At 69.4% G+C, this 24,000-nt stretch carries 26 protein-coding genes; 11 read left to right on the top strand and 15 right to left on the bottom strand.

Going from position 1 to position 24,000, the window contains the following annotated elements; all coding sequences use genetic code 11:
- Positions 1-2 precede the first annotated feature (2 nt).
- Positions 3-953: a 23S rRNA (adenine(2030)-N(6))-methyltransferase RlmJ gene (locus QTI45_RS23090; protein WP_286370106.1), complete on the bottom strand. Its 951-nt coding sequence runs from the start codon at positions 951-953 to the stop codon at positions 3-5.
- A 178-nt stretch (positions 954-1,131) separates the two neighbouring features.
- Here QTI45_RS23090 and QTI45_RS23095 point away from each other — a divergent pair, with 178 nt between their 5' ends.
- From QTI45_RS23095 to mdtD, 6 genes are all read left to right on the top strand, one after another.
- Entirely contained in the window at positions 1,132-1,719 is a 588-nt protein-coding gene (locus QTI45_RS23095; RefSeq protein ID WP_286370105.1) for a hypothetical protein, read from the top strand.
- An 8-nt stretch (positions 1,720-1,727) separates the two neighbouring features.
- A complete protein-coding gene (locus tag QTI45_RS23100; protein ID WP_286370104.1) occupies positions 1,728-2,984 on the top strand; it encodes a S1 family peptidase in 1,257 nt (418 codons plus the stop codon).
- Between the two features lie 180 nt (positions 2,985-3,164).
- On the top strand, positions 3,165-3,596 hold the full coding sequence (gene rplM / locus QTI45_RS23105; protein WP_286370103.1) for a 50S ribosomal protein L13: 432 nt from the start codon (positions 3,165-3,167) through the stop codon (positions 3,594-3,596).
- Between the two features lie 12 nt (positions 3,597-3,608).
- Positions 3,609-4,001 carry a 30S ribosomal protein S9 gene (gene rpsI / locus QTI45_RS23110; protein ID WP_183027376.1) on the top strand — a complete coding sequence of 131 codons (393 nt, stop codon included), beginning with the start codon at positions 3,609-3,611 and terminating at the stop codon, positions 3,999-4,001.
- Between the two features lie 116 nt (positions 4,002-4,117).
- Positions 4,118-4,489, top strand: a complete 372-nt coding sequence (gene erpA / locus QTI45_RS23115) for an iron-sulfur cluster insertion protein ErpA (protein ID WP_286370102.1) — start codon at positions 4,118-4,120, stop codon at positions 4,487-4,489.
- Positions 4,490-4,577: 88 nt separating this feature from the next.
- The gene (gene mdtD / locus QTI45_RS23120) at positions 4,578-5,996 is read left to right on the top strand and encodes a multidrug transporter subunit MdtD (RefSeq protein WP_286370101.1); all 1,419 of its coding nucleotides are present in this window, start codon (positions 4,578-4,580) and stop codon (positions 5,994-5,996) included.
- Here the strand turns inward: mdtD and QTI45_RS23125 are convergent, their stop codons facing one another.
- Positions 5,997-7,106, bottom strand: coding sequence for an anhydro-N-acetylmuramic acid kinase (locus tag QTI45_RS23125; protein WP_286370100.1), 1,110 nt, complete (start codon positions 7,104-7,106; stop codon positions 5,997-5,999).
- Between the two features lie 39 nt (positions 7,107-7,145).
- A complete protein-coding gene (locus QTI45_RS23130) occupies positions 7,146-8,498 on the bottom strand; it encodes a M23 family metallopeptidase (protein WP_286370099.1) in 1,353 nt (450 codons plus the stop codon).
- A 157-nt stretch (positions 8,499-8,655) separates the two neighbouring features.
- Here QTI45_RS23130 and tyrS point away from each other — a divergent pair, with 157 nt between their 5' ends.
- The gene (gene tyrS, locus QTI45_RS23135) at positions 8,656-9,888 is read left to right on the top strand and encodes a tyrosine--tRNA ligase (RefSeq protein WP_286370098.1); all 1,233 of its coding nucleotides are present in this window, start codon (positions 8,656-8,658) and stop codon (positions 9,886-9,888) included.
- 12 nt (positions 9,889-9,900) lie between these two features.
- Here tyrS and QTI45_RS23140 read toward each other — a convergent pair whose 3' ends face one another.
- Together QTI45_RS23140 and QTI45_RS23145 are read right to left on the bottom strand one after the other, a co-directional pair.
- Entirely contained in the window at positions 9,901-10,509 is a 609-nt protein-coding gene (locus QTI45_RS23140; RefSeq protein ID WP_286370097.1) for an OmpA family protein, read from the bottom strand.
- Positions 10,506-11,009, bottom strand: coding sequence for a FecR family protein (locus tag QTI45_RS23145; protein WP_286370096.1), 504 nt, complete (start codon positions 11,007-11,009; stop codon positions 10,506-10,508). The genes QTI45_RS23140 and QTI45_RS23145 overlap by 4 nt, the downstream gene beginning before the upstream one ends.
- 151 nt (positions 11,010-11,160) lie before the next feature.
- Between QTI45_RS23145 and QTI45_RS23150 the strand changes: the two genes are divergently transcribed.
- Positions 11,161-12,066, top strand: coding sequence for a cation diffusion facilitator family transporter (locus QTI45_RS23150; RefSeq protein ID WP_286370095.1), 906 nt, complete (start codon positions 11,161-11,163; stop codon positions 12,064-12,066).
- A complete protein-coding gene (dtd, locus tag QTI45_RS23155; RefSeq protein ID WP_286370094.1) occupies positions 12,063-12,503 on the top strand; it encodes a D-aminoacyl-tRNA deacylase in 441 nt (146 codons plus the stop codon). Before QTI45_RS23150 ends, dtd begins: the two co-directional genes overlap by 4 nt.
- 79 nt (positions 12,504-12,582) lie before the next feature.
- Here dtd and ybeY read toward each other — a convergent pair whose 3' ends face one another.
- Together ybeY and QTI45_RS23165 are read right to left on the bottom strand one after the other, a co-directional pair.
- Positions 12,583-13,035 (bottom strand): rRNA maturation RNase YbeY, encoded by a 453-nt coding sequence (gene ybeY, locus QTI45_RS23160; RefSeq protein WP_286370093.1) that lies wholly within the window; start codon positions 13,033-13,035, stop codon positions 12,583-12,585.
- A 1-nt stretch (position 13,036) separates the two neighbouring features.
- Positions 13,037-13,978, bottom strand: a complete 942-nt coding sequence (locus QTI45_RS23165; protein ID WP_286370092.1) for a PhoH family protein — start codon at positions 13,976-13,978, stop codon at positions 13,037-13,039.
- 34 nt (positions 13,979-14,012) lie between these two features.
- Here QTI45_RS23165 and ruvA point away from each other — a divergent pair, with 34 nt between their 5' ends.
- Positions 14,013-14,585 (top strand): Holliday junction branch migration protein RuvA, encoded by a 573-nt coding sequence (ruvA, locus tag QTI45_RS23170; RefSeq protein WP_286370091.1) that lies wholly within the window; start codon positions 14,013-14,015, stop codon positions 14,583-14,585.
- Positions 14,586-14,615: 30 nt separating this feature from the next.
- Here the strand turns inward: ruvA and QTI45_RS23175 are convergent, their stop codons facing one another.
- The 6 genes from QTI45_RS23175 to QTI45_RS23200 are packed head-to-tail and all read right to left on the bottom strand — an operon-like array spanning position 14,616 to position 20,414.
- The gene (locus QTI45_RS23175; RefSeq protein WP_286370090.1) at positions 14,616-15,569 is read right to left on the bottom strand and encodes a phosphatidate cytidylyltransferase; all 954 of its coding nucleotides are present in this window, start codon (positions 15,567-15,569) and stop codon (positions 14,616-14,618) included.
- Entirely contained in the window at positions 15,566-16,252 is a 687-nt protein-coding gene (locus QTI45_RS23180; protein ID WP_286370089.1) for a lysophospholipid acyltransferase family protein, read from the bottom strand. Before QTI45_RS23180 ends, QTI45_RS23175 begins: the two co-directional genes overlap by 4 nt.
- 18 nt (positions 16,253-16,270) lie before the next feature.
- A complete protein-coding gene (locus QTI45_RS23185; RefSeq protein ID WP_286370088.1) occupies positions 16,271-16,699 on the bottom strand; it encodes a hypothetical protein in 429 nt (142 codons plus the stop codon).
- A complete protein-coding gene (locus QTI45_RS23190; RefSeq protein WP_286656008.1) occupies positions 16,692-18,026 on the bottom strand; it encodes a phosphatase PAP2/dual specificity phosphatase family protein in 1,335 nt (444 codons plus the stop codon). The genes QTI45_RS23185 and QTI45_RS23190 overlap by 8 nt, the downstream gene beginning before the upstream one ends.
- Complete coding sequence (locus QTI45_RS23195) at positions 18,023-19,783, bottom strand: bifunctional alpha/beta hydrolase/class I SAM-dependent methyltransferase (protein WP_286370086.1); 1,761 nt, start codon at positions 19,781-19,783, stop codon at positions 18,023-18,025. Before QTI45_RS23195 ends, QTI45_RS23190 begins: the two co-directional genes overlap by 4 nt.
- Positions 19,784-19,796: 13 nt before the next feature.
- Complete coding sequence (locus QTI45_RS23200) at positions 19,797-20,414, bottom strand: CDP-alcohol phosphatidyltransferase family protein (protein WP_286370085.1); 618 nt, start codon at positions 20,412-20,414, stop codon at positions 19,797-19,799.
- A gap of 115 nt (positions 20,415-20,529) precedes the next feature.
- On the opposite strand from QTI45_RS23200, the gene ruvB reads away from it, so the two are divergent.
- The gene (gene ruvB, locus QTI45_RS23205) at positions 20,530-21,585 is read left to right on the top strand and encodes a Holliday junction branch migration DNA helicase RuvB (RefSeq protein ID WP_286370084.1); all 1,056 of its coding nucleotides are present in this window, start codon (positions 20,530-20,532) and stop codon (positions 21,583-21,585) included.
- A gap of 27 nt (positions 21,586-21,612) precedes the next feature.
- Here the strand turns inward: ruvB and QTI45_RS23210 are convergent, their stop codons facing one another.
- A complete protein-coding gene (locus tag QTI45_RS23210; RefSeq protein WP_286370083.1) occupies positions 21,613-22,206 on the bottom strand; it encodes a DNA-3-methyladenine glycosylase in 594 nt (197 codons plus the stop codon).
- A complete protein-coding gene (locus tag QTI45_RS23215; RefSeq protein WP_286370082.1) occupies positions 22,206-23,942 on the bottom strand; it encodes a lysoplasmalogenase family protein in 1,737 nt (578 codons plus the stop codon). The genes QTI45_RS23210 and QTI45_RS23215 overlap by 1 nt, the downstream gene beginning before the upstream one ends.
- Between the last annotated feature and the right edge of the window lie 58 nt (positions 23,943-24,000).

Below are 24,000 nucleotides of genomic sequence, written 5' to 3' on the forward strand. Positions count from 1 at the left end.
GGCTAGCCTCCGGCGTCCAGGGAGAAGGTGGCGTTGCGGTCCTGTGCCAGGCGCTCGACCATCTGCGGCAGTGCCGCCGCCAGCAGCGGCTTCAGCGTGAAGGGCGGGTTGATCAGGAACATGCCGCTCGCGGGCAGGCCCGGTCGGTGCGTGGCGCCGGTTGCGTCGGTCGTGATCTTGCTCGACTTGACAGTCAGCGTGGCGTGCAGCCACGACTTGCCGGCCTTGGTCGCCATGGTCTTGAGCCGGCGCGGCAGGTCGTGCGCCTCCGGCCGCGGGATGATCGGATACCAGACCGCATAGGTGCCGGTGGCGAAGCGCTTGAGCGCCTCGGCCACGAAGTCCAGGACCCGCGCGTAGTCGCTCTTGATCTCGTAGCTCGGGTCGCACAGCACCAGCGCGCGGCGCGAGGGCGGCGGCAGGAACTTGGTGGCACTGCCGAAACCGTCGTCGCGCAGTACCGCGATCTGGCGGCCTGCTTCGAGCTGGGCGATGTTGGCGTCGAGCGTGCGGGCATCGGTCGGGTGCAGTTCGAACAGCTTGAGCTTGTCGTGCTCGCGCAGCAGGTGGTGCACGATGAAGGGCGAACCGGGGTAGATCCTGGCCCCGCCCTTGGGATTGAAGTCGCCCACCACCTCGAGGTAGCGGGCCAGGGCGTCGGCCAGCGGCGCGTCCGGTGCCTTGGCGGCAGTCTTGGGCGGCTTGCCCGCCCCCGGCGCGGCCGCAGGCGCTGCCTTCGGGGGGGCCAGCAGGCGCAGGATGCCCTCGGCCGCCTCCCCGCTGGTGCCGGCGTAGTCGCCGTCGAGCCGGTACAGGCCGGCGCCGGCGTGCGTGTCGACCACCGTGAGGGCGGCTTCCTTCTCGAGCAGGTGGTCGAGCGTGGCAATCAGAACCGTGTGCTTGAGCACGTCGGCGTGGTTGCCGGCATGGAACGCGTGGCGGTAGCTGAACATGAGAAATAGTGCCTGGAAGATGAACGGGGGAACGCTAGACTCACGCGCCGTAACATTAAATTACAAAGGATCGAGGATGCGAGGAGCTGGATGGCGATTCTGGGGCCTGTGCGCGTGCGCGGGCATGCTGTCTATTTTGACCGGCTGCGCGTCGGTCACGCACGGCACGACCCAATCCGTGAAGATCGAAACCCTCACGCCGGACGGCAAGGCCATCGAGGGCGCCGAATGCCGACTGTCCAACGACAAGGGCGATGCACTCACGCAGTCCGGCCAGAGCGTGCTGGTGCGGCGTTCCGGCGCCAATCTCCGGGTCGAATGCACCCAGGCCGGGCTGCCGCCGGCGAGCGGCCAGGCGGTGTCGCGCGTCAACGCCGGGATGGTCGGCAACATTGTGGTCGGCGGCGTGATCGGCGCCGCCATCGACGTCGGCAGCGGTGCCGGCTACAACTATCCGAGCTGGATGCAGCTCGTGTTCGGCGAAGAGCGCAGCTACGACCGCAGCGTGCAGCAGGGCGACCTGCCCGTCGCCGGCGTGGCGCAGGGCGTCACGCGGATGGCGGCGCCTGCGCCTGTTGCCGGCGCTTCTGCGCCGGCGAAGGTCGCGGTGGTCGAAGCCGCGGTTCCGGCCTCCGCGGCACCCCCACCGGCTCCTGTGATCGCGGCGATCGCGACGTCGGCCGATCCGGCACCAGCGGCGGCGCCGAAGCCGGCCTCGCGGGTCTCGCTCGACGATCTCGGCGCCTTGCTGCCGGCCCGGAAGTGAGCGGCGCCATGACCCTCGCGTGCATAGTCCGTACGGCGGCCTTCCTGGCCGGCGCCTTCGTCGCGTCGGGCGCCTTCGCGCTCGAGCCCGACCTGCTTTTTGCCCGGGTGTCGCCCGCTGTGTGGACAGTCCGCGCCCTCGATGCGCAGGAGCGGCTGCTGCGCACCGGCAGTGCCGTGGTGGTCGCACCGGGCCGCCTGGTGACCGCCTGCCACGTGCTGGCGAAGGCCGCCAGCTTCGTGATCCGGCAGGACAACGTGACCTACGGCGCGACGCTGGAACACCCGGACGTCGAGCGCGACCTGTGCCAGATCCGGGTCGCCAATTTCCATGTCGCGCCGGTGCCGCTGGCGTCGCCAGGGACGGCCCGGGTGGGCCAGAAGGCCTACTTGGTCGGCAGTCCGCGCGGGGTCGAGAACACGCTGGGTGAGACCATGCTCACCGGCTTGCGTGGCGAGGACGGCGACGACCGGCAACTGCAGCTGGCCGCGGTGCTTGCCGCGGGAGCTAGCGGCGGCGGCCTGTTCGACGCCGAAGGCCGCCTGCTGGGCATCACGAGCGCCGCCGGCCGCGACCCCGGCGCGCCTGCTTTCGCCGTGCCCGCCGATTTCGTGCCCGAGATTGCGGCCCGCGCCCAGGCCGCGCTGGCCCAGCGGCCGCGGGGCGACGCCCGAACCGCCGCGCCCGGCTCCACGCCGGCGGCGGTGGCGAACGCCCTCACGGCCCCGCTGCGGCCCGGCGACGGACTCGAATTCCAGCGCATCGATCGCCTGACCGGCAACCGGTCGACGGTGATCTATCGCGTGGATCGCGTCACGGGCGACGAGGTGATCTTCAACATGGGCGGGCGGGTCGAGAAGACCGACGGCCGGGTGGTCTCGGTCGCCTCGCCGGTCGGCGGCAGCTACGACGTCTCGTCGCCTCCCGGCGGCTGGGGGCGCAAGGATCTCAAGCCTGGCATGCGCTGGCATCTGGACTACGTGACCGCCACGGGCGACAAATGGCGCCATGAACTCGATGCCACGGTGGTGGCCGAACGGACGATGCGCGTCGACGGCTTGGACCTGAACGTGGTCCAGATCGACTATTCGGGCTGGATCTATGCCTCCTATGGCACCGGCGCCTCCGCGGTCGGCACGCCCTTCAGGGCCTCCACCTGGTATGCGCGCGACCTGGGCAGGGTGGTGCGATTCGAGGCCGAGCACCGGCGCGGCAACGCGAGCAGCTCGAACGAATCACTGGAGCTGGTGCGGGTGCTCCGCTAGGCCAGAGCCTGGGCCCACAGGCCGGATTTGCCCTCCAGGCTCGATTCTTCATATAATGGAGGGCTTCGCAGCGCTTTTGTGGCCCCGCGGCGGAGGACAACCACCACCTAAGAGATTCCCGCAAGAGGAACGCCGACCGTGGAAAAGGGCCCGCCAAACCCTCTTCAAAAGAGAAAACTCATGACCAAAACGTTCAGCGCCAAGCCCGCTGACGTGACGCACGAGTGGTTTGTGATTGACGCGACCGACAAGGTCCTCGGACGAGTAGCCAGCGAAGTTGCTCTCCGTTTGCGCGGCAAACACAAGGCCATTTACACGCCTCACGTCGACACCGGTGACTTCATCGTCATCATCAACGCATCGCAACTCCGCGTGACCGGCGCCAAGCCGATCGACAAGGTGTACTACCGTCACTCGGGCTACCCGGGCGGTATCACGGCGACGAACTTCCGCGACATGCAAGCCAAGCACCCGGGCCGCGCCCTGGAAAAGGCCGTCAAGGGCATGCTGCCCAAGGGCCCGCTCGGCTACGCGATGATCAAGAAACTCAAGGTGTACGGTGGCGCAGAGCACCCGCATACCGCCCAACAGCCCAAAGTGCTGGAACTGTAAGGAGCCTTGAGAATGATTGGTGAATGGAACAATGGCACCGGCCGTCGCAAATCGAGCGTCGCCCGTGTGTTCATCAAGAAGGGCACCGGCAAGATCACGGTCAATGGCAAGGACATCCAGGCTTATTTCGGCCGGGAAACCTCCATCATGATCGCGAAGCAGCCGCTGTTCCTGACGAACAACGTCGAAACCTTCGACATCATGATCAACGTCGCCGGCGGCGGTGAATCGGGTCAGGCCGGCGCGGCGCGCCACGGCATCACCCGCGCGCTGATCGACTATGACGCGACGCTCAAGCCGGTGCTGAGCCAGGCTGGCTTCGTGACGCGCGATGCGCGTGAAGTCGAGCGCAAGAAGGTCGGTCTGCATTCCGCACGCCGCCGCAAGCAGTTCTCCAAGCGCTAAGGCGTTTGGGCTTACCGCTCGCAATGTCAAGAAACCGCCTTCGGGCGGTTTTTTGTTGGTTGAAGTAGCATTGGTTGATCGGCCGCAAAGTTCGGCCCCACAGGAGTCCCCTCACAATGAGCGCCGTTGCAGAAACCATCCAGACCCCGGCCATGATGCCCGAGCCGATCGTCTTCACCGACAGCGCGGCCGCCAAGGTCGCCGACCTGATCGCCGAAGAAGGCAATCCCGACCTCAAGCTGCGCGTGTTCGTGCAGGGTGGCGGCTGCTCGGGCTTCCAGTACGGTTTCACCTTCGACGAGATCACCAACGAAGACGACACCACGATGACCAAGAATGGTGTCTCGCTGCTGATCGACGCCATGAGCTACCAGTACCTGGTCGGCGCCGAGATCGACTACAAGGAAGACCTGCAGGGCGCCCAGTTCGTGATCAAGAACCCGAACGCCACCAGCACCTGCGGCTGCGGCTCGAGCTTCTCGGCCTGATGCCCTGGCGCGTGCCGGTCCGCACCGACCACGCCCATCCTCACGAAGCCGCCTCCGGGCGGCTTTTTGCTGTTCGCCCCACCTCCGCATGAGCAGCTCCGAATCGCCCCGCAAGAGCCTGCTCTGGCTGGTGGCCGTCGGCTTCTTCATGCAGACGCTCGACGGCACCATCATCAACACGGCGCTGCCGGCGATGGCGAGCAGCCTGGGCGCCAGCCCGCTGCGGATGCAGTCGGTGGTGGTGGCCTATGCGCTCACCATGGCGATGCTGATCCCGGCCTCGGGCTGGATCGCCGACCGCTTCGGCACCCGCCGGGTGTTCTTCGCCGCGATCGTGCTGTTCGTGATCGGCTCGGTGTTGTGCGCGCTGTCGCGCGGCATCGGGCAGCTGGTGGCGGCGCGGGTGGTGCAGGGCATGGGCGGTGCGCTGCTGCTGCCGGTCGGGCGGCTGGCGCTGCTTCGCACCGTGCCGCGGGCCCAGTTCCTGGCCGCGATGAGCTTCGTCGCCATCCCCGGCCTGATCGGTCCGCTGCTGGGGCCGACCCTGGGCGGCTGGCTGGTCGAATACGCTTCCTGGCACTGGATCTTCCTGATCAACGTCCCGGTCGGCCTGGCCGGCTGCCTGGCGACCTTGCGTTTCATGCCCGACCTGCGTGCGGCCGGACTGCGGCCGTTCGACGGCGTCGGCTATGCGCTCCTCGCCTTCGGCATGGTCGCGATCTCGCTGGCCATCGATGGTGTGTCCGGGCTCGGGCTGCGCGGCGTCGGCGTGCTGGTGCTGCTGGTCTTCGGCTTTGCCGCCATCACGGCCTACTGGCTGCATGCCGTGCGCAAGCCCCATCCGCTGTTCGAGCCCGCGCTGTTCGGCATCCCGACCTTGAGCATCGGTTTGCTCGGCAACCTGTTCTCGCGCCTGGGCAGCGGCTGCATGCCCTTCCTGATCCCGCTGCTGCTGCAGGTATCGATGAACTACTCGCCGCTGAGGGCCGGGCTCATGATGCTGCCGATCGCATTGGCCGGGATGGCGATGAAGCGCTTCGCGACCCCGCTGATCGTGCGCCACGGCTATCGCCGGGTGCTGGTGGTCAACACGGCGCTGGTGGGGCTGACGATGGCCAGCTTCGGACTGGCGACGCCGGAACAGCCGATGGCGCTGCAGATCCTCCAGCTGCTGGTGTTCGGCGCCGTGAACTCGCTCCAGTTCACCGCCATGAACACGATCACGCTGAAAGATCTCGACGGCAGCATGGCGAGCAGCGGGAACACGCTGCTGTCGATGGTGCAGATGCTCGCGATGAGCATGGGCGTGGCCGCCGCCAGCGCGGTGCTGGGCGGCTACACCGAGGTCTTCGGCAGCGCCACGCCGCGGGCGACCTTGCATGCCTTCGAGGCGACCTTCGCGAGCATGGGGCTGGTCACATTGGCTTCGGCGCTGATCTTCTGGCATCTGCCGCCCGAGGCGCGGGCAGTGCAGCCGGCCCAGCCCGAGGTATCGGGCCAGGGCTGATCAGGCGGGGTAGATGGCGCCGAGCACGCGCGGCCCGCGGGCGCCCGTGACGCTGGCGAGATTGCCCGCTTCGCCGCGCAGCGTGGCCCGTGCCAGCCAGGCGAAGGCCGCGGCCTCGACCTCCTGCGGCGGCAGGCCGCGCTCGGCCGAGGAGACCACCTCGACCGCCGGCAGCAGGGCCCGCAGCCGTGTCAGCAGGTGCTGGTTGAGGGCGCCGCCGCCGCAGACCACCAAGGTCCTGCTGTCGGCGCCGTAGCGCAGCAAGTGCGAGGCGCAGGTGCTGGCGGTCAGCTCGGTCAGGGTCGCCTGGACGTCGACCGGACTCGCGGCCGAAGTGCCCAGGTGCGAGGCCAGCCAGTTGGGATGGAAGAGGTCGCGGCCGGTGCTCTTCGGCGGCGCCTTGGCGAAATACGCTTCGCCGAGCAGTCGCTCGAGCAGTTCGGGCAGCACCCGGCCGCTGGCCGCCCACTGGCCGCCGGCGTCGAAGGGCTGGCCGATGTGCGTCTGGCTCCAGTGGTCGAGCAGCGCGTTGCCCGGCCCGCAATCGAAGCCCAGAACGGTGCCGCTGCCGGCCGGCAGCAGGCTCAGGTTGGAGATGCCGCCGATGTTCAGTACCGCCACCGCCTGGTCGTCGCGGGCGAACAGGGCGCGGTGGAAGGCCGGCACCAGCGGCGCGCCCTGGCCGCCTGCCGCCAGGTCGCGGCTGCGGAAGTCGGCCACGACCCGGATGCCGGTCAGCTCGGCGATCAGCGAGGGGTTGTTGATCTGCAGGGTGTAGCCGACTTCGTCGAACTCGCCGGGGCGGTGGCGGACGGTCTGGCCGTGGGCGCCGATGGCGGCGATGGCGTCGGCCGCCACATCGGCATCGTCCAGCAACTGCCGCACCACCCGCGCGTACACCCGCGCCAGTCCGTTGGCGGCCAATGCGGCCCGATGCAGTTCGTTGCTGCCCGCGGTGTTGAGCGCCATCAGCTCGGCGCGCAGTCCCATGGGGAAGGGCGCCGCCGCGTAGCCTTGTACGGCAATGCCGCCGTTCGAGAAATCCGCCAGCACGCCGTCGACCCCGTCCAGCGAGGTGCCCGACATCAGGCCGATGAAGAGTTCAGCCATGGTGCGGGGAGGCGAGGGCGAGGCCTTGCGGCCGGCGCGTCAGTCGGCGCTGGCCTGGACGACCGAGAACGCGGCCGACAGCTCGGTGCGCGTGGCGATCGCCAGCCGCTCGAAGGCGGGTCGCGAGGACGCGGTGATCGGTACGCCGCCTTCCTGCTGCGCGATCGTGGCCGGGTCGCGGTATTCGCCATTGACCCGGAACTCGAAGTGCAGGTGCGGGCCGGTGGCCCAGCCGGTCGAGCCGACGGCGCCGAGGGTCTGGCTCTGGCTGACGCTCTGGCCGACCTTGACGTCGACCCGGCTCAGGTGCGCGTAGGCGGTTTCCTGGTTGTTGCGGTGCTTCACGACCACGATGTTGCCGTAGCCGTTCTGGGTGCCGGCGAACTCGACCGTGCCGTCGCCGACCGCGCGCACCGGGGTGCCGGTGGGCGCCGCGAAGTCGATGCCGTGGTGCTGGCGCCAGCTGTTCAGGATCGGGTGCATGCGCATCGCGAAGCCGCTGGTCACGCGCGAGAACTCGACCGGCGAGCTCAGGTAGGCACGGCGCAGGCTGTCGCCGTTGGGGCGGTAGTAGCCGCCCTTCTGGCCGGGCTCCTGGAACCACAGCGCCTGGTAGAGCTTGCCGTTGCTCTCGAATTCGGCCGACAGCACGCGGCCGGTGCGCAGCGTCTGGCCGTCGGCATCGAGGGTCTCGTAGACCACCGCGAAGCGATCGCCCTTGCGCAGCGCGCGGAAATCGACGTCGCCCGAGAAGATGTCGGCCAGCTGGCTGGCGACCGGGTCCGGGATGCGGGCGTCGTCGGTGGCGGCGAACAGCGAGGTGCGCACGATGCCGCTGGCGAGCCGTGAACCGGGCGTCAGTGCATCGGTCTCGGTGCGGGCACGGAAGCCGGTGGGGGTCTTTTCGACCACCAGCCGCTTGAAGCCGCCATCGCCGTCGGGCATCCACCGGGCGCTGAGCTTCATCAGCGCGTTTTCGGGCGTCGCTTCGGCGGTCACGGTGCGGCCGGGGCGGCTCAGCAGCGCGGTCCGGGCTTCGGCATTGCCGCGCACGAAGGCGGCCGCGGCCGGGTCGGACAAGCCCAGGCGCTGCAGCAGCGCCTCGGCGGTGTCGCTCGAGCGCGTGATTTCGGTCCGGAACAGGGTGAAGGTGTGGGCGTCCAGCGCCTCGAGCTGCTCGGTGAAGGAAGTGGACGGGGCGACGGCCTCGAAGACCTGCTTGACGGGGAGCTCGGCCGCATCGGGGCCGAGGGAGGCGACGGCGAAGGCACCGCCGCCAGCGGACAGCAGCAACGCAGCGATCGCAGCCGTGATCTGCTTCGGATACGTCCTGAATGTGTGAGCCACGCGCGAAGCAATCAGCTCCTCGGCGGCCAGAATGCCGTTGATCAAACTTCGAAATCCAGCTCAGGTTCAGCGAATCCGTACTGCGAAGGCCGTGTCGGACGGGCGGCAGGACGGTGCGTTCACAGCGCCGCTTACAATCCGGCGCTTGGAAAAGTCGGGCTGAGTATAGCTTCGGCCATAGAAAAAACAGCCAAAGAGCCCAATGAACCCCGGTTTTGTTACATCCACAAGTCTGTCCGAAGGTGTAGGACAGGCCCTCGAAATTTCACTCCGTGGGACTGACGAGTTGCTCCCCCAGGACGAGTGGGTGCGCAAGCTCCAGCGTTCCGAAGCGACCGGCGCCCCGCTGCGCATCAAGCTGGGCCTGGACCCGACTGCGCCGGACATCCACATCGGGCATACGGTGGTGCTCAACAAGATGCGCCAGCTGCAGGACCTGGGTCACACGGTGATCTTCCTGATCGGCGACTTCACGACCACCATCGGCGACCCGTCGGGGCGCAACAGCACCCGGCCGCCGCTGACCCGGGAGCAGATCGAGGCCAACGCGCAAACCTACTACAAACAGGCCAGCCTCGTACTCGACCCCTCGAAGACCGAGATCCGTTACAACTCCGAGTGGAGCGATCCGCTGGGGGCCCGCGGAATGATCCAGCTGGCGGCCAAGTACACCGTGGCGCGGATGATGGAGCGCGACGACTTCAACAAGCGCTTCAAGGCCGGGCAATCGATCTCGGTGCACGAGTTCCTGTACCCGCTGATGCAGGGCTACGACTCCGTGGCGCTCAAGTCGGACCTCGAGCTCGGGGGAACCGACCAGAAGTTCAACCTGCTGGTCGGGCGCCATCTCCAGCAGGAATACGGCCAGGAGCCGCAGTGCATACTCACTATGCCCCTGCTGGAAGGGCTCGACGGCGTCGAGAAGATGTCGAAGAGCAAGAACAACTACATCGGCATCAGCGAGGAGCCGAACACCATGTTCGCCAAGGTGCTGTCGATCTCCGACACCCTGATGTGGCGCTGGTACACGCTGCTGAGCTTCAAGTCGCTGGCCGAGATCGCCACGCTCAAGGCCGAGGTCGAGGCCGGGCGCAATCCGAAGGATGCCAAGGTCGCCCTGGCCAAGGAAATCACGGCCCGCTTCCACAGCGCCGCGGCGGCCGAAGCCGCCGAGCAGGACTTCATCAACCGCAGCAAGGGCGGGGTTCCGGACGAGATTCCCGAAGTCTCGCTGGCGGGCGCCCCGCTGGGCATCGCCCAGTTGCTCAAGCAGGCCGGGCTGGCGCCCTCGACCTCCGAAGGCAACCGGCTGATCGACGGCGGCGGCGTCCGCGTCGATTCGACCGTGATCAGCGACAAGGCGTTGAAGCTGCCGGCCGGCACCTATGTCGTGCAGGTCGGCAAGCGCAAGTTCGCCAAGGTCACCCTGGCCTGAGCGCCCGGAGCGCTATCGCACCTGGATGGTGACTCGGCGGTTGCGGGGCTCGGCGACCTCGTCGGCCGTCGGCACCGCCGGTTCGCGCTCGCCGCGGCCCACCGCCTCGATCCGGTTCGGCGGGAAATCGCGCGCCAGGAAGAGCTGGCGCACCTGCAGCGCCCGCGCGAGCGAGAGCTCGTCGTTGCGCGCCGTGGCGCCGACCGTGTCGGTGTGGCCGGTGACCACGATCTCGCCGCCGCTGCGCGCCCGGGCGGCCGCCAGGGCCTCGTTCATCGAGACCTGGGAGGCGGCCGTGAGCACGGTGCCGCCGACCTCGAAGTAGACGGTGTAGAACTGCGTCGGCGGCGGCATCAGCTCGAAGAGCAGCTTGTTGTCGCGCTTGACGCGATCCGGGTCGGCCTTGTCGACCACCGGCGCACCCTTGGCGCCGATTTTCGTGGTCGCCCGCTCGAAGGGCTGCGACAAGGTCTCGACGCCGTCCTCGGTGCTCACCTGCACGGCGGAGGGCTTGCCGTCGGCCTGCGGCAGCAGCACGACGCGGGTGCCCGGTGTGGAGCAGGCAGCAAGAAGTGCGGAACTCAGCAGGACGGCAAGAAGGCAAATCGTTCGAACTGTCACGGCTGGGGATCCACTTCGACGATGAAATCGGTGCCGCGGATGCCGATGACGGCGCTCTGGGTCTCGACGCGCACGGCGTCGGGATGGGTCTTGCCGATCAGGCCGGTCACCATCCGCAGCGTCCCGCGCAAGAGCGAGACCAGCATGCCGCCGTCCTGGGTGGTCGAATCGAAATGGAACTGCTTGAGGTCCATGCGCGTGGACGGGCCCACGACCAGGGTCGTGCCGTCGCGCAGCACCACGCTGGCGCCCGAGTCGGCGCCGGTCTGGAGGCGGTCGATGGGCGCCACGGCGTCGCCGGCCGCCGCGGGGCGTGCCTGGGCACCACCGCTCAGCAACTGGACGTCGCCGCGCACGGACTTGACGATGCCGGCGCGTTCTTCGGCGCCGGCGGGCTTCGGGGTTTCGGCGGCGAGCGCGTGGCCTGCATTCGTCTGGGCTGCCGCACCCACGAAGGCGAGCACGAGGGCGTACAGGATCTGGGTTGTCTTAGTGTTCAATGGCACCTCCGCGGCGATACCGGGTGTTTCGGGCCGATGGTACGCGAGGGCGAATGGGCCCCGATAATCCGCCGGTGCTGCGCGCGCCGCCTCTGCGCCTTTGTCCGCATTTTTCCTTGTCGTTACTTTTCATCCATTGAAATTCGCCTCCTTGACCCCCGTGCAGCTGCTGCGAGCGTCGATCGGGGTCGCCGTGGTCACGATCGTGCTGAAGGGCGCGGCCGGCTACGTCACCAATTCCATGGGCTTGATCTCGGACGCCATGGAGTCCTTCGTGAACCTGGCGAGCGCCACCTTCGCGCTGGCGATGGTCACGGTCGCCGCCCGCCCGGCGGACGACGACCACCCGTACGGCCATCACAAGGCGGAGTACTTCTCGTCGGGCTTCGAGGGGATCCTGATCATCGGCGCGGCGATCGCGATCATCTGGGTCGCGGTGCTGCGGCTGCTGTCGCCGCAGCCGCTGGAGCAGCTCGGCTGGGGGCTCGGGCTGTCGGTCCTCAGCTCGGCCTTCAACGGGGCGCTGGCCTTCGTGATGCTCCGGGCCGCGCGCACGCACCGCTCGATCGCGCTCGAATCCGATGCGCGCCACCTGATCACCGATGTCTGGACCTCGGCCGGGGTGGTGATCGGGATCGTCGCGGTCGGCCTGACCGGCTGGCTCTGGCTCGACCCGCTGCTGGCGATCGGCGTGGCCTTGAACATCGCGCGCGAGGGCGTGAAGCTGGTCTGGCGCTCCTCGCAGGGGCTGATGGACGAGGCGATCGAGCCCGAGTCGCTGGCCCGCTTGAACACGACGCTGCAGCGCTTCGCGGCCGAGGTGCCCGAAGGCGCGCAGCTGCGCTTCGACGACATCGTCACGCGCCGTGCCGGCCAGCGGCGCTTCGCCGACCTCCACATGCACGTGCCGGGCGGCTGGACGCTGCAGCGTGCCGCGGGCCTGCGCGATGGCCTGGAGCAGGCGCTGATGGACGCCTTGCCCGGCCTGCGGGTGACGATCCAGCTGCTGCCGCTGGGCATGGAAGCGCGTGCGACCCCGAAGGGCGAGGCCGAATGAAGGCGCTGCTGCAGCGCGTGAGCAGCGCGCGGGTCGACATCGGCGGGCTCACCGTGGGCGCGATCGAAGCGGGACTGCTGGTGCTGCTGTGCGCCGAGCGCGACGATGCAGATGCGCTGGCCGACCGCTTGCTGGCGAAGATCCTCAAGCTGCGCATCTTCGGGGACGAGGCCGGCAAGATGAACCGCAGCGTGCAGGATGTGGGCGGCGGACTGCTCGTCGTCAGCCAGTTCACGCTGGCCGCCGACGTGAGCGGCGGCAACCGGCCGAGCTTCACGCAGGCCGCGCCTCCGGACGAAGGGCGGCGGCTCTACGAGTACTTCGTCGCCCGGGCGCGCGAAGCGCATCCGGTGGTGGCGACCGGCGAGTTCGGCGCGGACATGCAGGTGCACCTGGTCAATGATGGGCCGGTGACGATTCCGCTGCGGATGGTCTGATCGGTTGGGGGCGAAGATCTGATCGGTTGGGGACAGAGCAAAAATTGCTGCGCAATTTGTTGGTCTGTCCCGCAAGGTCTCAGTAAGGGTTTCTCATCCCCAGACCGGCGAGGATCTCGATCTCGCGCGCTTCCATCGCCTCGGCGTCTTCGTCGCCGGTCTCGTGGTCCCAGCCCTGCGCATGCAGCGTGCCGTGCACCAGCAGGTGGGCATAGTGCGCGGCCAGCGTCTTGCGCTGCTCCTTCGCCTCTCGGGCGACGACCGGTGCGCACAGAACCAGGTCGGCCATCACGACCGGCGACTGCGCATAGTCGAAGGTCAGCACGTTGGTCGCGTAGTCCTTGTGGCGGAACTCGCGGTTGAGCTGCTGGCCTTCTTCGGCATCGACGATGCGCACCGTGATCTCGCCGTCGGCATCGAGCGCGTGCCGGATCCAGCGCGCGACGCTGTGGCGCGGCAATGCGGCACGATGGCGCTCGACGCCCTTGAAGCGGGCGAACTGCAGGGAGAGCGAGAGGTCGGGCAGCGCCATGTCAGCGGCTCACGGTGCGCTTGCGCGCGTTGTCGTAGGCGTCGACGATGCGCGCCACCAGCGGATGGCGCACCACGTCCGCGCTCGTGAAGCGCGTGATGGCGATGCCGTTGACGCGCTTGAGCACGCGCTCGGCGTCGATCAGCCCGCTGGGCTGGGTCTTGGGCAGGTCGATCTGGCTGACGTCGCCGGTCACCACCGCCTTGGCGCCGAAGCCGATGCGGGTCAGGAACATCTTCATCTGCTCGACCGTCGTGTTCTGCGCCTCGTCGAGGATCACGAAGGCGTTGTTGAGGGTGCGCCCGCGCATGAAGGCCAGCGGCGCGATCTCGAGCGCGTTGCGTTCGAAGGCCTTCTGCACGCGATCGAATCCCATCAGGTCGTAGAGGGCGTCGTAGAGCGGCCGCAGGTAGGGGTCGACCTTCTGGGTCAGGTCGCCGGGCAGGAAGCCGAGCCGCTCGCCGGCCTCGACCGCGGGCCGGGTCAGCACGATGCGCTGCACCGCGCTGCGCTCGAGCGCATCGACCGCGCAGGCCACCGCGAGGTAGGTCTTGCCGGTGCCCGCGGGGCCGATGCCCAGCGTGATGTCGTGGTTGGCGATGTTCTCGAGATAGAGCGCCTGGGTCGGCGTGCGGGCCCGCAGGTCGGGGCGCCGCGTAGCCAGGGCCGGGGCGCCTTCCTCGTCCATCGAACTGTCGCTGGCCAGCGTGAGCTGCACCACGGCCGGGTCGATCACGCGCTGGGCGATCTCGTAGAGTGCCTGCAGCACCTCCATGGCGCGCTGGGCGTTGACCTTGGGGCCGTCGATCTTGAATTGCTCGTGGCGGTGCGCGATCTTGACGTTGAGCGCTTCCTCGATGCGCCGCAGGTTCGCGTCGAGCGGGCCGCACAGGTGGCCCAGGCGCGTGTTGTTGGGCGGGGCGAAGGTGTGTCGCAGAATCACGCGGATTTCATTTTCAAAAGCGAGAAGGGCACCCATGATAGGCAAACTCACCGGCATCCTGGCCGAACGCAATCCGCCGCAGGTGGTGGTGGACTGCAACGGGGTCGGTTACGAGGTCGATGTGCCGATGAGCACCTTCTACAACCTGCCGCCCGCCGGCGAGCGGGTTTCCCTGCTGACGCACTTCGTGGTGCGCGAGGACGCGCAGGTGCTCTACGGCTTCGCCACCGCGCAGGAGCGCGCGGCATTCCGCATGCTGATCAAGATCTCGGGCATCGGGCCCCGCATGGCGCTGGGCGTGCTGAGCGGCCTGAGCGTGGGCGAACTGGCGCAGGCGATCACCTTGCAGGAGGCCGGCCGGCTGGTGAAGATCCCGGGCATCGGCAAGAAGACCGCCGAGCGGCTGCTGCTCGAGCTCAAGGGCAAGCTCGGCGCCGACATCGCGTTGCCCGCGCACGCGGCGACCGACGCGCAGGCCGACATCCTGCAGGCGCTGGTCGCGCTGGGCTACAGCGACAAGGAGGCCGCGGCCTCGCTCAAGGCGCTGCCGAAGGACGTGGCGGTGGGCGAGGGGATCAAGCTGGCGCTGCGGGCGCTGGCGAAGTAGGCGGGGCCTGCCGCCGCGCTGCGGCCGCCTTCAGGGCACCCACCAGTAGCGCAGCGCGTGAAAGTACACCGGCGCGGCGAAGACCACGGAGTCGAGCCGGTCGAGCATGCCGCCGTGGCCTTCGATCATGGTGCCCCAGTCTTTCACGCCGCGGTCGCGCTTGATGGCGGACATCACGAGGCCGCCGAAGAAGCCCATGACGCACACGGTGAGCGCCATCAGGGCGGCCTGCCAGGGCGTGAAGGGCGTGGCCCAGTAGAGCGCGGCGCCCAGTGCCGTGGCGCTGAGCACGCCCCCGACCAGGCCCTCCCAGGTCTTGGACGGCGAAAGCTCGGGCGCCACCTTGCGCCTGCCGAACAGCTTGCCCCAGACGTACTGCAGCACGTCGCTGCCCTGGACCACGATCACGAGGAAGGCGATCAGCAGCAGGTTGCGTCCCTCGAAGCCGGGAATCTGCAGCGTGAGCAGCGCTGGCACGTGGCTGATGCAGAACACGCAGACCATCAGGCCCCATTGCACCTTCGACGTGCGCTCCAGGAAGCGCTTGGTGTCGCCGCCGACGGCCGCGAGGATCGGCAGCACCAGAAAGGCGTAGACCGGGATGAAGATCGCGTAGAGCCCGTACCAGTCGATCCAGATCAGGAAGTACTGCACCGGCAGCACGATGAAGAAGGCGACCGCGATCGCATGGTGGTCGCCGCGCCGCGTGTAGGCCAGGCTCATGAACTCGCGCAGCGCATAGAACGAGATCAGGCCGAACAGCACGATCACGCCGCCCTTGCCGAAGGCGAAGGCGAGTCCGATCACGGCGACCATCACCCACCAGGCGTTGACGCGCGAATTCAGGTTGTCGATCACCGCGTGCGGCTCGCCGTGCGCGACCTGCCACTTGAGCAGCGCCCCGATGGCCGACGCCAGCAGCAGCACGGCGGCGACGCCGCCGAACAGCATCAATGTGGTCTGGGAAGAGGCCGAGAAGCTCATGGTGCCGGGTCTTCCGCTTTGTCGTATTCGGGCCGCAGCTCGAGCATGGCGGCGCGCGCCCGGGCGATGAAGGTGGCCTTGTCTTCGCCGTCCGCCAGGCGAAGCGGCGCGCCGTAGCGCACCGAGCAGGCCAGCGGGATGGGCACCAGCGTGCCCTTGGGCAGCACCCGCTTGAGGTTCTCGATCCACACCGGCACCAGCCGAACCTGCGGGAAGGCGCGGGCCAGGTGGTAGAGGCCGCTCTTGAGCGGCAGCAGGGTCTCGTCGCCGATGTTGCGGGTGCCTTCGGGAAACATGATCAGCGAGTCGCCCGAACGCAGCGCCTCGGTCATCTGCTCGACCGGGTTGGCGGTGCTTGCGCCCGCGCTGCCGCCGTCCCTGCGGATCATGAGGGCGTTGAAGACGTCCTGGCCGATGAAGCGGCGCAGAGCCGAGGCCTCCCAGTAGTCCTGTCCCGCCACCGGCCGCGTGAGGGCCCGCAGGTCCGGGGGCAGCGTGGCCCACAGCAGCACGAAGTCGCCGTGGCTCGTGTGGTTCGCGAAGTAGAGGGTCTGCTCGGCCATCGGCGTGCTGCCGGCCCAGATGGCGCGGACGCCGGTCAGGAGCCTGGCGAAGACCACGATCAGCCAGGCCGATGCGATGGCGCCAAGCTGGCGCGGCCACCGGGGTGGGGAAGTGCGCATTGGGAACTCCTCGGGGTGCTAGTCCTGCAGGACCAGCGCCAGGATGAAGACGACGGTCTGGGCGGCCACCAGGAGGCCGTGGCGCTGCACCAGTTGCCGGGTTCCGAGCACGCGCTCGGCGAGCGGGCGGACGGCCTCCGCCGCGCGCCGCAGGCCCAGCGTCTCGAGCGCGCCGTCGAGGGCGGTCAGGTTGGCGATCGTGCCCCGCGCCAGCGCCTCGAACAGCCTGGCGTCGAGGTACACGCGCAGCGAGAGGTAGCGCTCGGGCAGGCCGATCAGGCCCACGGCGGCAAAGGCGGCCCAGGACGCGGTGGGCAGCGAGCGCCCGGTCAAGGCCAGCACCAGCCCGGCGATCAGCGAGAGCGCGAGTCCCCACCCGGCGATGGCGCCGCTCGCGCGCAGCAGGCCCGCGGTGGCGACGCAGAGCGCGCGGTCGCTGTCATTCATGGCGGACAGCTCCGGCGGCGGGCAGTTGCTCGAGCAGGGCCATCCAGCCGGAGCGCAGCACGATCTGGGGCCGGGCCCGGCGCACCGCGTCGAGCGCCCCGGCGATGCTGCCCTCGGCGCCGTGCAGCCCCAGCCAGCCGATCGCCGAGGCGGCGCTGCGCGAGAAGCCGAGAGCGCAGCAGACCCACACCGCCTGGCCGGCGCGGCGTTGCCCCTCGATCACGGCGACGGCCCTGCGCAGGCGCGGCGCGGAGGGCAGTGCCAGGTCCAGCATCGGCACGCAGCGCGCATGCGGCACTTTCGGCAGCTGGAGCTCGGCGCAGAGGCTGACCAGGCGCGGCTCGCCGGCCGCGCGCCATTCGGCGAGGGTCGGCCGGCGGCCCAGGCGCAAGCCGGGGGCCACTTCGGTCGATGCCGGCAGCCCGCGGGTCCAGAACCAGGCGTTCAGGGCGGCACCGAGCCGGTAGGGCGCGAACAGCCAGCGGGCCGACCAGTGCATGCGGCCGTGCCGGTCCATGCAGAAGCCGCGCGGACCCAGGCCCGCGTAGTTGAGCGCCACCAGCACCAGCGACAACGCGGCCCAGCCCAGCCACAGCGCGTTGCCCTGCATCAGCAGCGCGATGGCCAGGCACAGCACGGCGCCCGCGGCGTAGAGCCCCGCGAGCTTCCAGCGTTGCGGATCGCGCGCCAGCCGCCACGCGCGCGGCAGCGCGACGACCCGTTCGAGCGGCCACAGCCAGACGCAGAGCAGGCCCAGCAGCGCGCCGGTCGGGATGTCGATGAAGTGGTGCTGCCAGGTCGTCAGCACCGAGGCGCAGATCGCGAAGGTCCACAGGTGCAGCACGGCGCGGGCCCAGCGGGCGTGGATCAGGCGGCGGTACCAGTCCCACAGGATCACGGCCAGCGCGATATGCAGCGAGGGCGCCTGGTTGAAGGGCTGGTCGAAACCGCGCAGGGCGTTGAACAGCAGCGCCGGCGCGCCTTCCACGGCCGGCTGCCCGAAGCTGAAATGCAGGGGCCAGAGCACGAAGCAGGCGACTGCGACGGCCTGCGCGGTGAGCAGCCGCGCCGCATGCCGGTCCAGCGTGTGGCGGTCCTTCGCGAGGAAGAGCGAGAGCGCGTAGAAGGCGTTGATGGTCCAGTACGGAAAGATCGTCCAGGGCCAGAAGGGCGTGGCGCGCTCCCAGTCGAACACCAGCGCCGGCACCTGTGCGCGGGTCGAGGCCCACCAGTTGGCGAAGCCGTAGCTGATGTAGAAGAGCGGGCCGAGCAGCGCCAGCCACGCGGCGGCGCGGCGCCAGGGCCGTGGCCTGGTGCCCGGCTTCATGGGGCTGCGCGCTCGGCCAGCGACACCGTGAAGATGCCCCACTCGTCGATCCGCTGGGCGATCTTGCGAAAGCCCGCCTGGGCGACCAGCTGGTCCATCTCGGCCTGTGTGCGGCGCCGCATCACCCAGGCCTCGCCCTGCCGATGGCTGGTGAGCGCACGGGCGATCATCTCGAGCTGAGGGTGCCAGGGCTGCCCGGTGTAGACCAGGTAGCCGCCCTCTTCGACTGCGTCGCCGACGCCGGCCAGCGAACGGGCCACCAGATCATTGTCGGGAAACAGCTCGTAGAGACCCGACACCACGGCCAGCGTGGGCCGCGGCCGCACGCCGGCGAGACCGTCGCGGTCGAAGGCATCGGCCTGAACGAACTGCGCGACGCCGTCCAGCCCCTTCGCGGCGATCAGGGCGCGGCCGTCGCGCACGTTGATGTCGCTGTAGTCGCGCAGCAGGATTGCATCGGCCTTGACCGGGCTGGCCGACACGGCGTCGAGCACATAGCGGCCGTGGCCGGCGGCGATGTCCATCACGCGCACCTCGCTCTGCTTGCGCGCCAGCAGCTCCATCGCGGCGCGCAGCAGTTCCTCGACGTGGAGCTTGCGCTGCCGGATGCCGCGCCAGCCGATCGAATCGAGATAGGTGCGATCGATCGACCGGCCGAGCGGCCCCGCGCCCGCGGCCTGGTTGCGATAGACGTAGTCGAGCGTGCTGCCGGAATCGAATCCGGTGTCGTGTCCCAGCTTCACGCCCCGCGACAGCATCCCGCCGAAGCGCAGGGAGGCGCGCGTGAAGGCCCAGTAGGCGCCGCGCGGCGACAGCGGGGACAGGGGACGGGCCAGCGCCCGCGACTCGTCCGCCGTGTCGCCGCGGAGGTGGGCCGAGCGCAGATCCACCGGCGCCGGCGGGGCGTCGAACAGCTGCAGGACGAAGTCGCGGATCGCGCGCACGGCGGGCGCGCGGTCCTTTTCGCCCAGCGTGTCGTGGAAGAAGCCGGGCAGTTCCATCTTCGTCTTCACCGCACTTCCGAGGCGCTCGAAGAAGGTGTGCTGCGGCTGGTGATGCACCACCCAGTCGGCGCCGGAGATCAGCAGCTGCACCGGCAGCGTGATCGCGTTGGCGTCCGCCACCACGCGGTCGGCCGCCTCGTAGAGGCCCAGCAGGATGTTCACGGCGATCGGCCGCGAGATCAGCGGATCGCTCTCGTAGCTGGCGATGCGTTCCGGGTCGTGCGTGAGGAACTTCGCCTTCACGTAGCTGTTGACGAAGAACAGGCCGCGCAGCTTGTGCATCAGGCCCAGGCCTGCGCGCGCGAAGGGCACGTAGAGCTTGACCTTGAAGGCCGGCGACGCCAGCGTGAGCCCTCGCACCCGGGGCGCGTAGTCGTGTGCCCAGGTCGCGACCAGCACGGCGCCCACGCTCTGCGCGATGACGTGGATGTCCGCTGCCGCCACGCCGTGGGCGCTGCCGATGTGCTCGACGAAGGTCTGCACGTCGCGCACCGAGCTCGCGAAGCTCGGGCTGTAGCCGCGCTGGCCGGGCGACCTGCCGTGGCCGCGCGCGTCCCAGGCGAAGAAGTCGAAGTCCGGCAGGCCCAGTTCGTCGACCAGGTGCGCCATCCGGGCGCCGTGCTCGTGGCCCCGGTGGAACAGCACGATGGCACCGCGCCGCCTGGCGCCGGTGGCGGGCCAGTGGCGGTAGAACAGCGAGATGCCGTCGTGGGTGCTGAATTGTTCTTCTCGGGGCACGCGCGGGTCGGTCATTCGGATTCCTGGATCAGGCGCTGGGGAGCGCGCCGGCTTCGGCCAGGGCGCGTCGGATGCGGTTGCCGATGGTCCATGCCACGCCGGCGGCGAGCAGCGGCATGAGCCAGGAGGCCCAGCCGGGCAGCGGCAGGCCGAGCGCGACGTAGAGGCCGAGCGCGCCGAAGACGAAGGCCCGGTCGCTCTTGCCCAGCGGGCCGTCATAGCGCCGCGTGGCGCCGACGGTCGGCCCGAGCGCGCCGGCGAACTCGCTGAGCCCGGCCAGCACGATCACGGTGCCGACCCAGAACGGGCTGAAGGGTGCGACCAGGGCGAACGGAAGATAGAGCGCCGCGTCGGAGATCACGTCGGTCAGCTCGTTGAGAAAGGCGCCGAGCGCGCTTTGCTGGCCATGCTCGCGGGCCAGCATGCCGTCGATGGCGTTGAATGCCATGCGCAGCAGCATCCAGAGCGGAACCAGCGCCAGGGCCGAGGCCGGGGGCGAGGCGAAGAAGAGCCAGAGCCCGAGCGCGACCGACAGGACGCAGGCGGCGATCGTGACCTGGTTGGCGGTCACGCCGGCGGCGTGCAGGCGCCCGACCAGCGGCCGCAGCAAGGCCTGAAACCGTGGTTTCAACTCATAGATCGACACGCAGGGGGACCCTCCTGGGGGCGCATTCTGCACGAGCAGTCCCTTTCGGCGCACCCTGGCGGGGCCTGGAGCGGCCGTTCGGCCGACTAAACTGTTCCTTCAGCCTATCGCCCCCATGACCATCCAGACCGACGACTTCGCCCCGGCCCCGCAACGCGTGGTGTCGGCCGCACCCGCCTCGCCGAACGAGGAGGCGATCGAGCGCGCGCTGCGGCCCAAGCTGCTCGACGAATACGTCGGCCAGGCCAAGGTGCGCGAGCAGCTCGAGATCTTCATCGGCGCGGCGCGCCATCGCGCCGAGGCGCTCGACCACGTGCTGCTATTCGGCCCGCCCGGCCTCGGCAAGACCACGCTGTCGCACATCATCGCGGCCGAGCTCGGCGTCAACCTGCGCCAGACCTCGGGCCCGGTGCTCGAGAAGCCGAAGGACCTGGCGGCGCTGCTGACCAACCTCGAGCGCAACGACGTGCTCTTCATCGACGAGATCCATCGCCTGTCGCCGGTGGTCGAGGAGATCCTCTACCCGGCGCTGGAGGACTACCAGATCGACATCATGATCGGCGAGGGCCCGGCCGCGCGCAGCATCAAGCTCGACCTGCAGCCCTTCACCCTGGTCGGCGCCACCACGCGCGCCGGCATGCTGACCAATCCGCTGCGCGACCGCTTCGGCATCGTGGCGCGGCTGGAGTTCTATACGGCGGAAGAGCTCGCGCGCATCGTGCGGCGCAGCGCCGGCCTGCTGGGCGTGCCGACGGACGACGAGGGCGGCCTGGAGATCGCGCGCCGCTCGCGCGGCACGCCGCGCATCGCCAACCGGCTGCTGCGCCGGGTGCGCGACTACGCGCAGGTCAAGAGCGACGGCCGCATCACCATCGACGTGGCGCACAAGGCGCTGGCGATGCTCGACGTCGACCCGCAGGGCTTCGACCTGATGGACCGCAAGCTGCTCGAGGCCGTGATCCATCGTTTCGACGGCGGGCCGGTCGGGCTCGACAACATCGCCGCCAGCATCGGCGAGGAGTCGGGCACGATCGAGGACGTGATCGAGCCCTACCTGATCCAGCAGGGCTACCTGCAGCGCACGCCGCGGGGGCGCATTGCCACGCTGGCGGCGTACCGCCACCTCGGCGTGGCGCCGCCGCAGCGGGATGGGGACATGTTCGGGAGCTGAATGCCTGCCGGCGCCACGGCGACCGGCTCAGCGCCGGAACGGCTTGCTCAGGTAGCGCGAACCCTTCTCGCCGAAGCGCCAGGGCAGCTCGACCGCCTTCGAGATCCCGATGCGCGGGCCGACGTCGACCACCAGCGGCGGATGCCCCTCGGCCGCCGCGACCAGCTCGAAGGGCGGCGCATCGAGCGCCATGCCATTGAAGCCGGCATCGATGGCCAGCGCCTGGCCGACGCGGCCGGGGCCGGCGCACAGCAGGCGCGGGTCGTCGAGTCCGCGCCGCCGGCGCATGCGATCGAGTCCGTGCGTCGGTTCGATGGCGCGAATCAGCACGCCGGCGCCGTGCCCGGCTTCGCGGCAGACGAAATTCAGGCACCAGTGGATGCCGTAGGAGCGGTACACGTAGGCGTGCCCCGCCGGGCCGAACATCACGGCGTTGCGCGGCGTCTGGCCGCCGAAGGTGTGCGAGGCCGGCTCCTCGCGGTCGTAGGCCTCGGTCTCGACGATCCGGCCGCCGACGCCGTCGACCAGCAGCGTGACGCCGATGAGCCGCGGTGCGACCTCGTGCGAGGGCGCTTCGAAGTCGATCAAGGGTCGGGAGGCGGCGGGGCGGGAGCGGGGCATCAGCGCGAGATCGTAGCCGCCGGCCGCACCCGCGACGCGATCAGCCACTGCGCCGCGTAGTAGCTGGCCAGCACCCAAAGCGATGCCACCGGCAGCGGCTGCACGAAGCGGTTGGTCGCCAGCAGCGCGTCGCTGACCATGAAAAGGCAGGCGCCGAGCGCGACCTGCCGGGCGCCGGCATCGCCCAGCACGGCCGCGCGCCCGAGCGCCTGGGCCGCCATGCAAGCGATCACCACCACGTAGATCCCGACCGGTATCCGCAGGCCGGCGGGCAGCCCGCCCCACCACAGGAAGCCGTACATCAGGACGCCGACCGCCAACGTGGCGGCCAGCGCACCGCGGCGCGGGAACAGGCCCGCGCCGTCGGCGAACAGCGTGATGTAGGCCAGGTGCGCGAGCAGGAAGGCGATCAGGCCGGGGACGAAGAGCTTCGGCCACATCAGCAGCACGTCGCCGGCCAGCGATGCCGCGAGGCCGGCCAGCAGCAGCAGGGCGAAGCGGCGCGGCATGGCGTCGTCGCGCGCACGCATCGATGCGAAGACGATCAGGACCCCGAGCGCCAGCGGCTTGGTGACCAGGTGCAGCTCCGGAATGCCGAGCGCTCCGCTCGCGGTCGCCAGCGCCGCGGCATCGACGAAGAGCACGCCGATCACCGGCATCCGGCCCTGCAGCACCGCGCCGGTGGCCCAGAGCCCGGCGGTCAGCGCGCTGAGCCAGACCAGCGAGGTACCGAGGGCGAGCGTGTCCGAGAACCACAGGAAGGCGGTGGCGCCGCCCAGCAGCAGGGCGAACTGCAGCGCCGCGAAGGCCTGCACGCGGCCCGGGGCCGGCGGTTCGTAGCGCCGCACCTGGCGGATGTCGAAGGCCGGTTTCGGATCGCTGGCCGCCAGGTCGGCCGGCTGCCAGCCCGGCGGCTTGAACCAGAGCCGCAGCTTGTCGCTCCAGCGCCGGGTGCGCCAGCTGTCGCGCACCAGTGACGCGTAGACCTCGGCATTGGCCCACACCGGGTCCCAGCTCTGCAGCGGTCTGCGGGTGCCGTAGACGCAGCGCTCGTCTTCTTCCTTGAAGGTGCCGAACAGGCGGTCCCAGACGATCAGCACGCCGCCGTAGTTGCGGTCGATGTAGCGGTCGTTGACCGCATGGTGGACCCGATGGTTCGAGGGCGAGCAGAACCAGCGGTCGAACCAGCCGAGCTTGCCGACCTGCTCGGTGTGGACCCAGAACTGATAGAGCAGGTCGACCAGCGCGACCACGCCGAAGACCAGCGGCGGTACGCCCGCGATCGCCATCGGCAGGTAGAAGATCCAGCCGAAGAGCACGCCGCTGGAGGTCTGGCGCAACGCGGTCGACAGGTTGTAGTGCTGGCTCTGGTGGTGCACCACGTGCGCTGCCCACAGCAGCGCGCTCTGGTGACCGAAGCGGTGCAGCCAGTAGTAGCAGAAGTCGTAGAAGACCAGCGCCAGCAGCCAGCCGTACCAGCGGGTCCAGAAGTCGGTGTCGGGGAACAGCGCGAAGGCCGACCAGACCGCGGCGTAGATGCCGATGCGCAGCAGCCCGGTGAGGGCGGCGCTGATCTGGCTCAGCATGCCGAGGCCGATGCTGTTGAGCGTGTCGGGCAGGCGGTAGGTGTCCTGGCCGCTGCCGCGCTGCGCGCGCCGACGGCCGACCCAGAACTCGATGCCGATGAGCAGGAAGAAGACGGGGGTCGCGAGGACGATGATCTGGCCAGGTCGCATGGCCGGGATTTTCGGCTGCAACGAGGCTGCAACACCCCCAGGCTTCCCCTGTCACCAG

The organism is Variovorax saccharolyticus, from assembly GCF_030316765.1.
Classification (GTDB): domain Bacteria; phylum Pseudomonadota; class Gammaproteobacteria; order Burkholderiales; family Burkholderiaceae_C; genus Variovorax; species Variovorax saccharolyticus.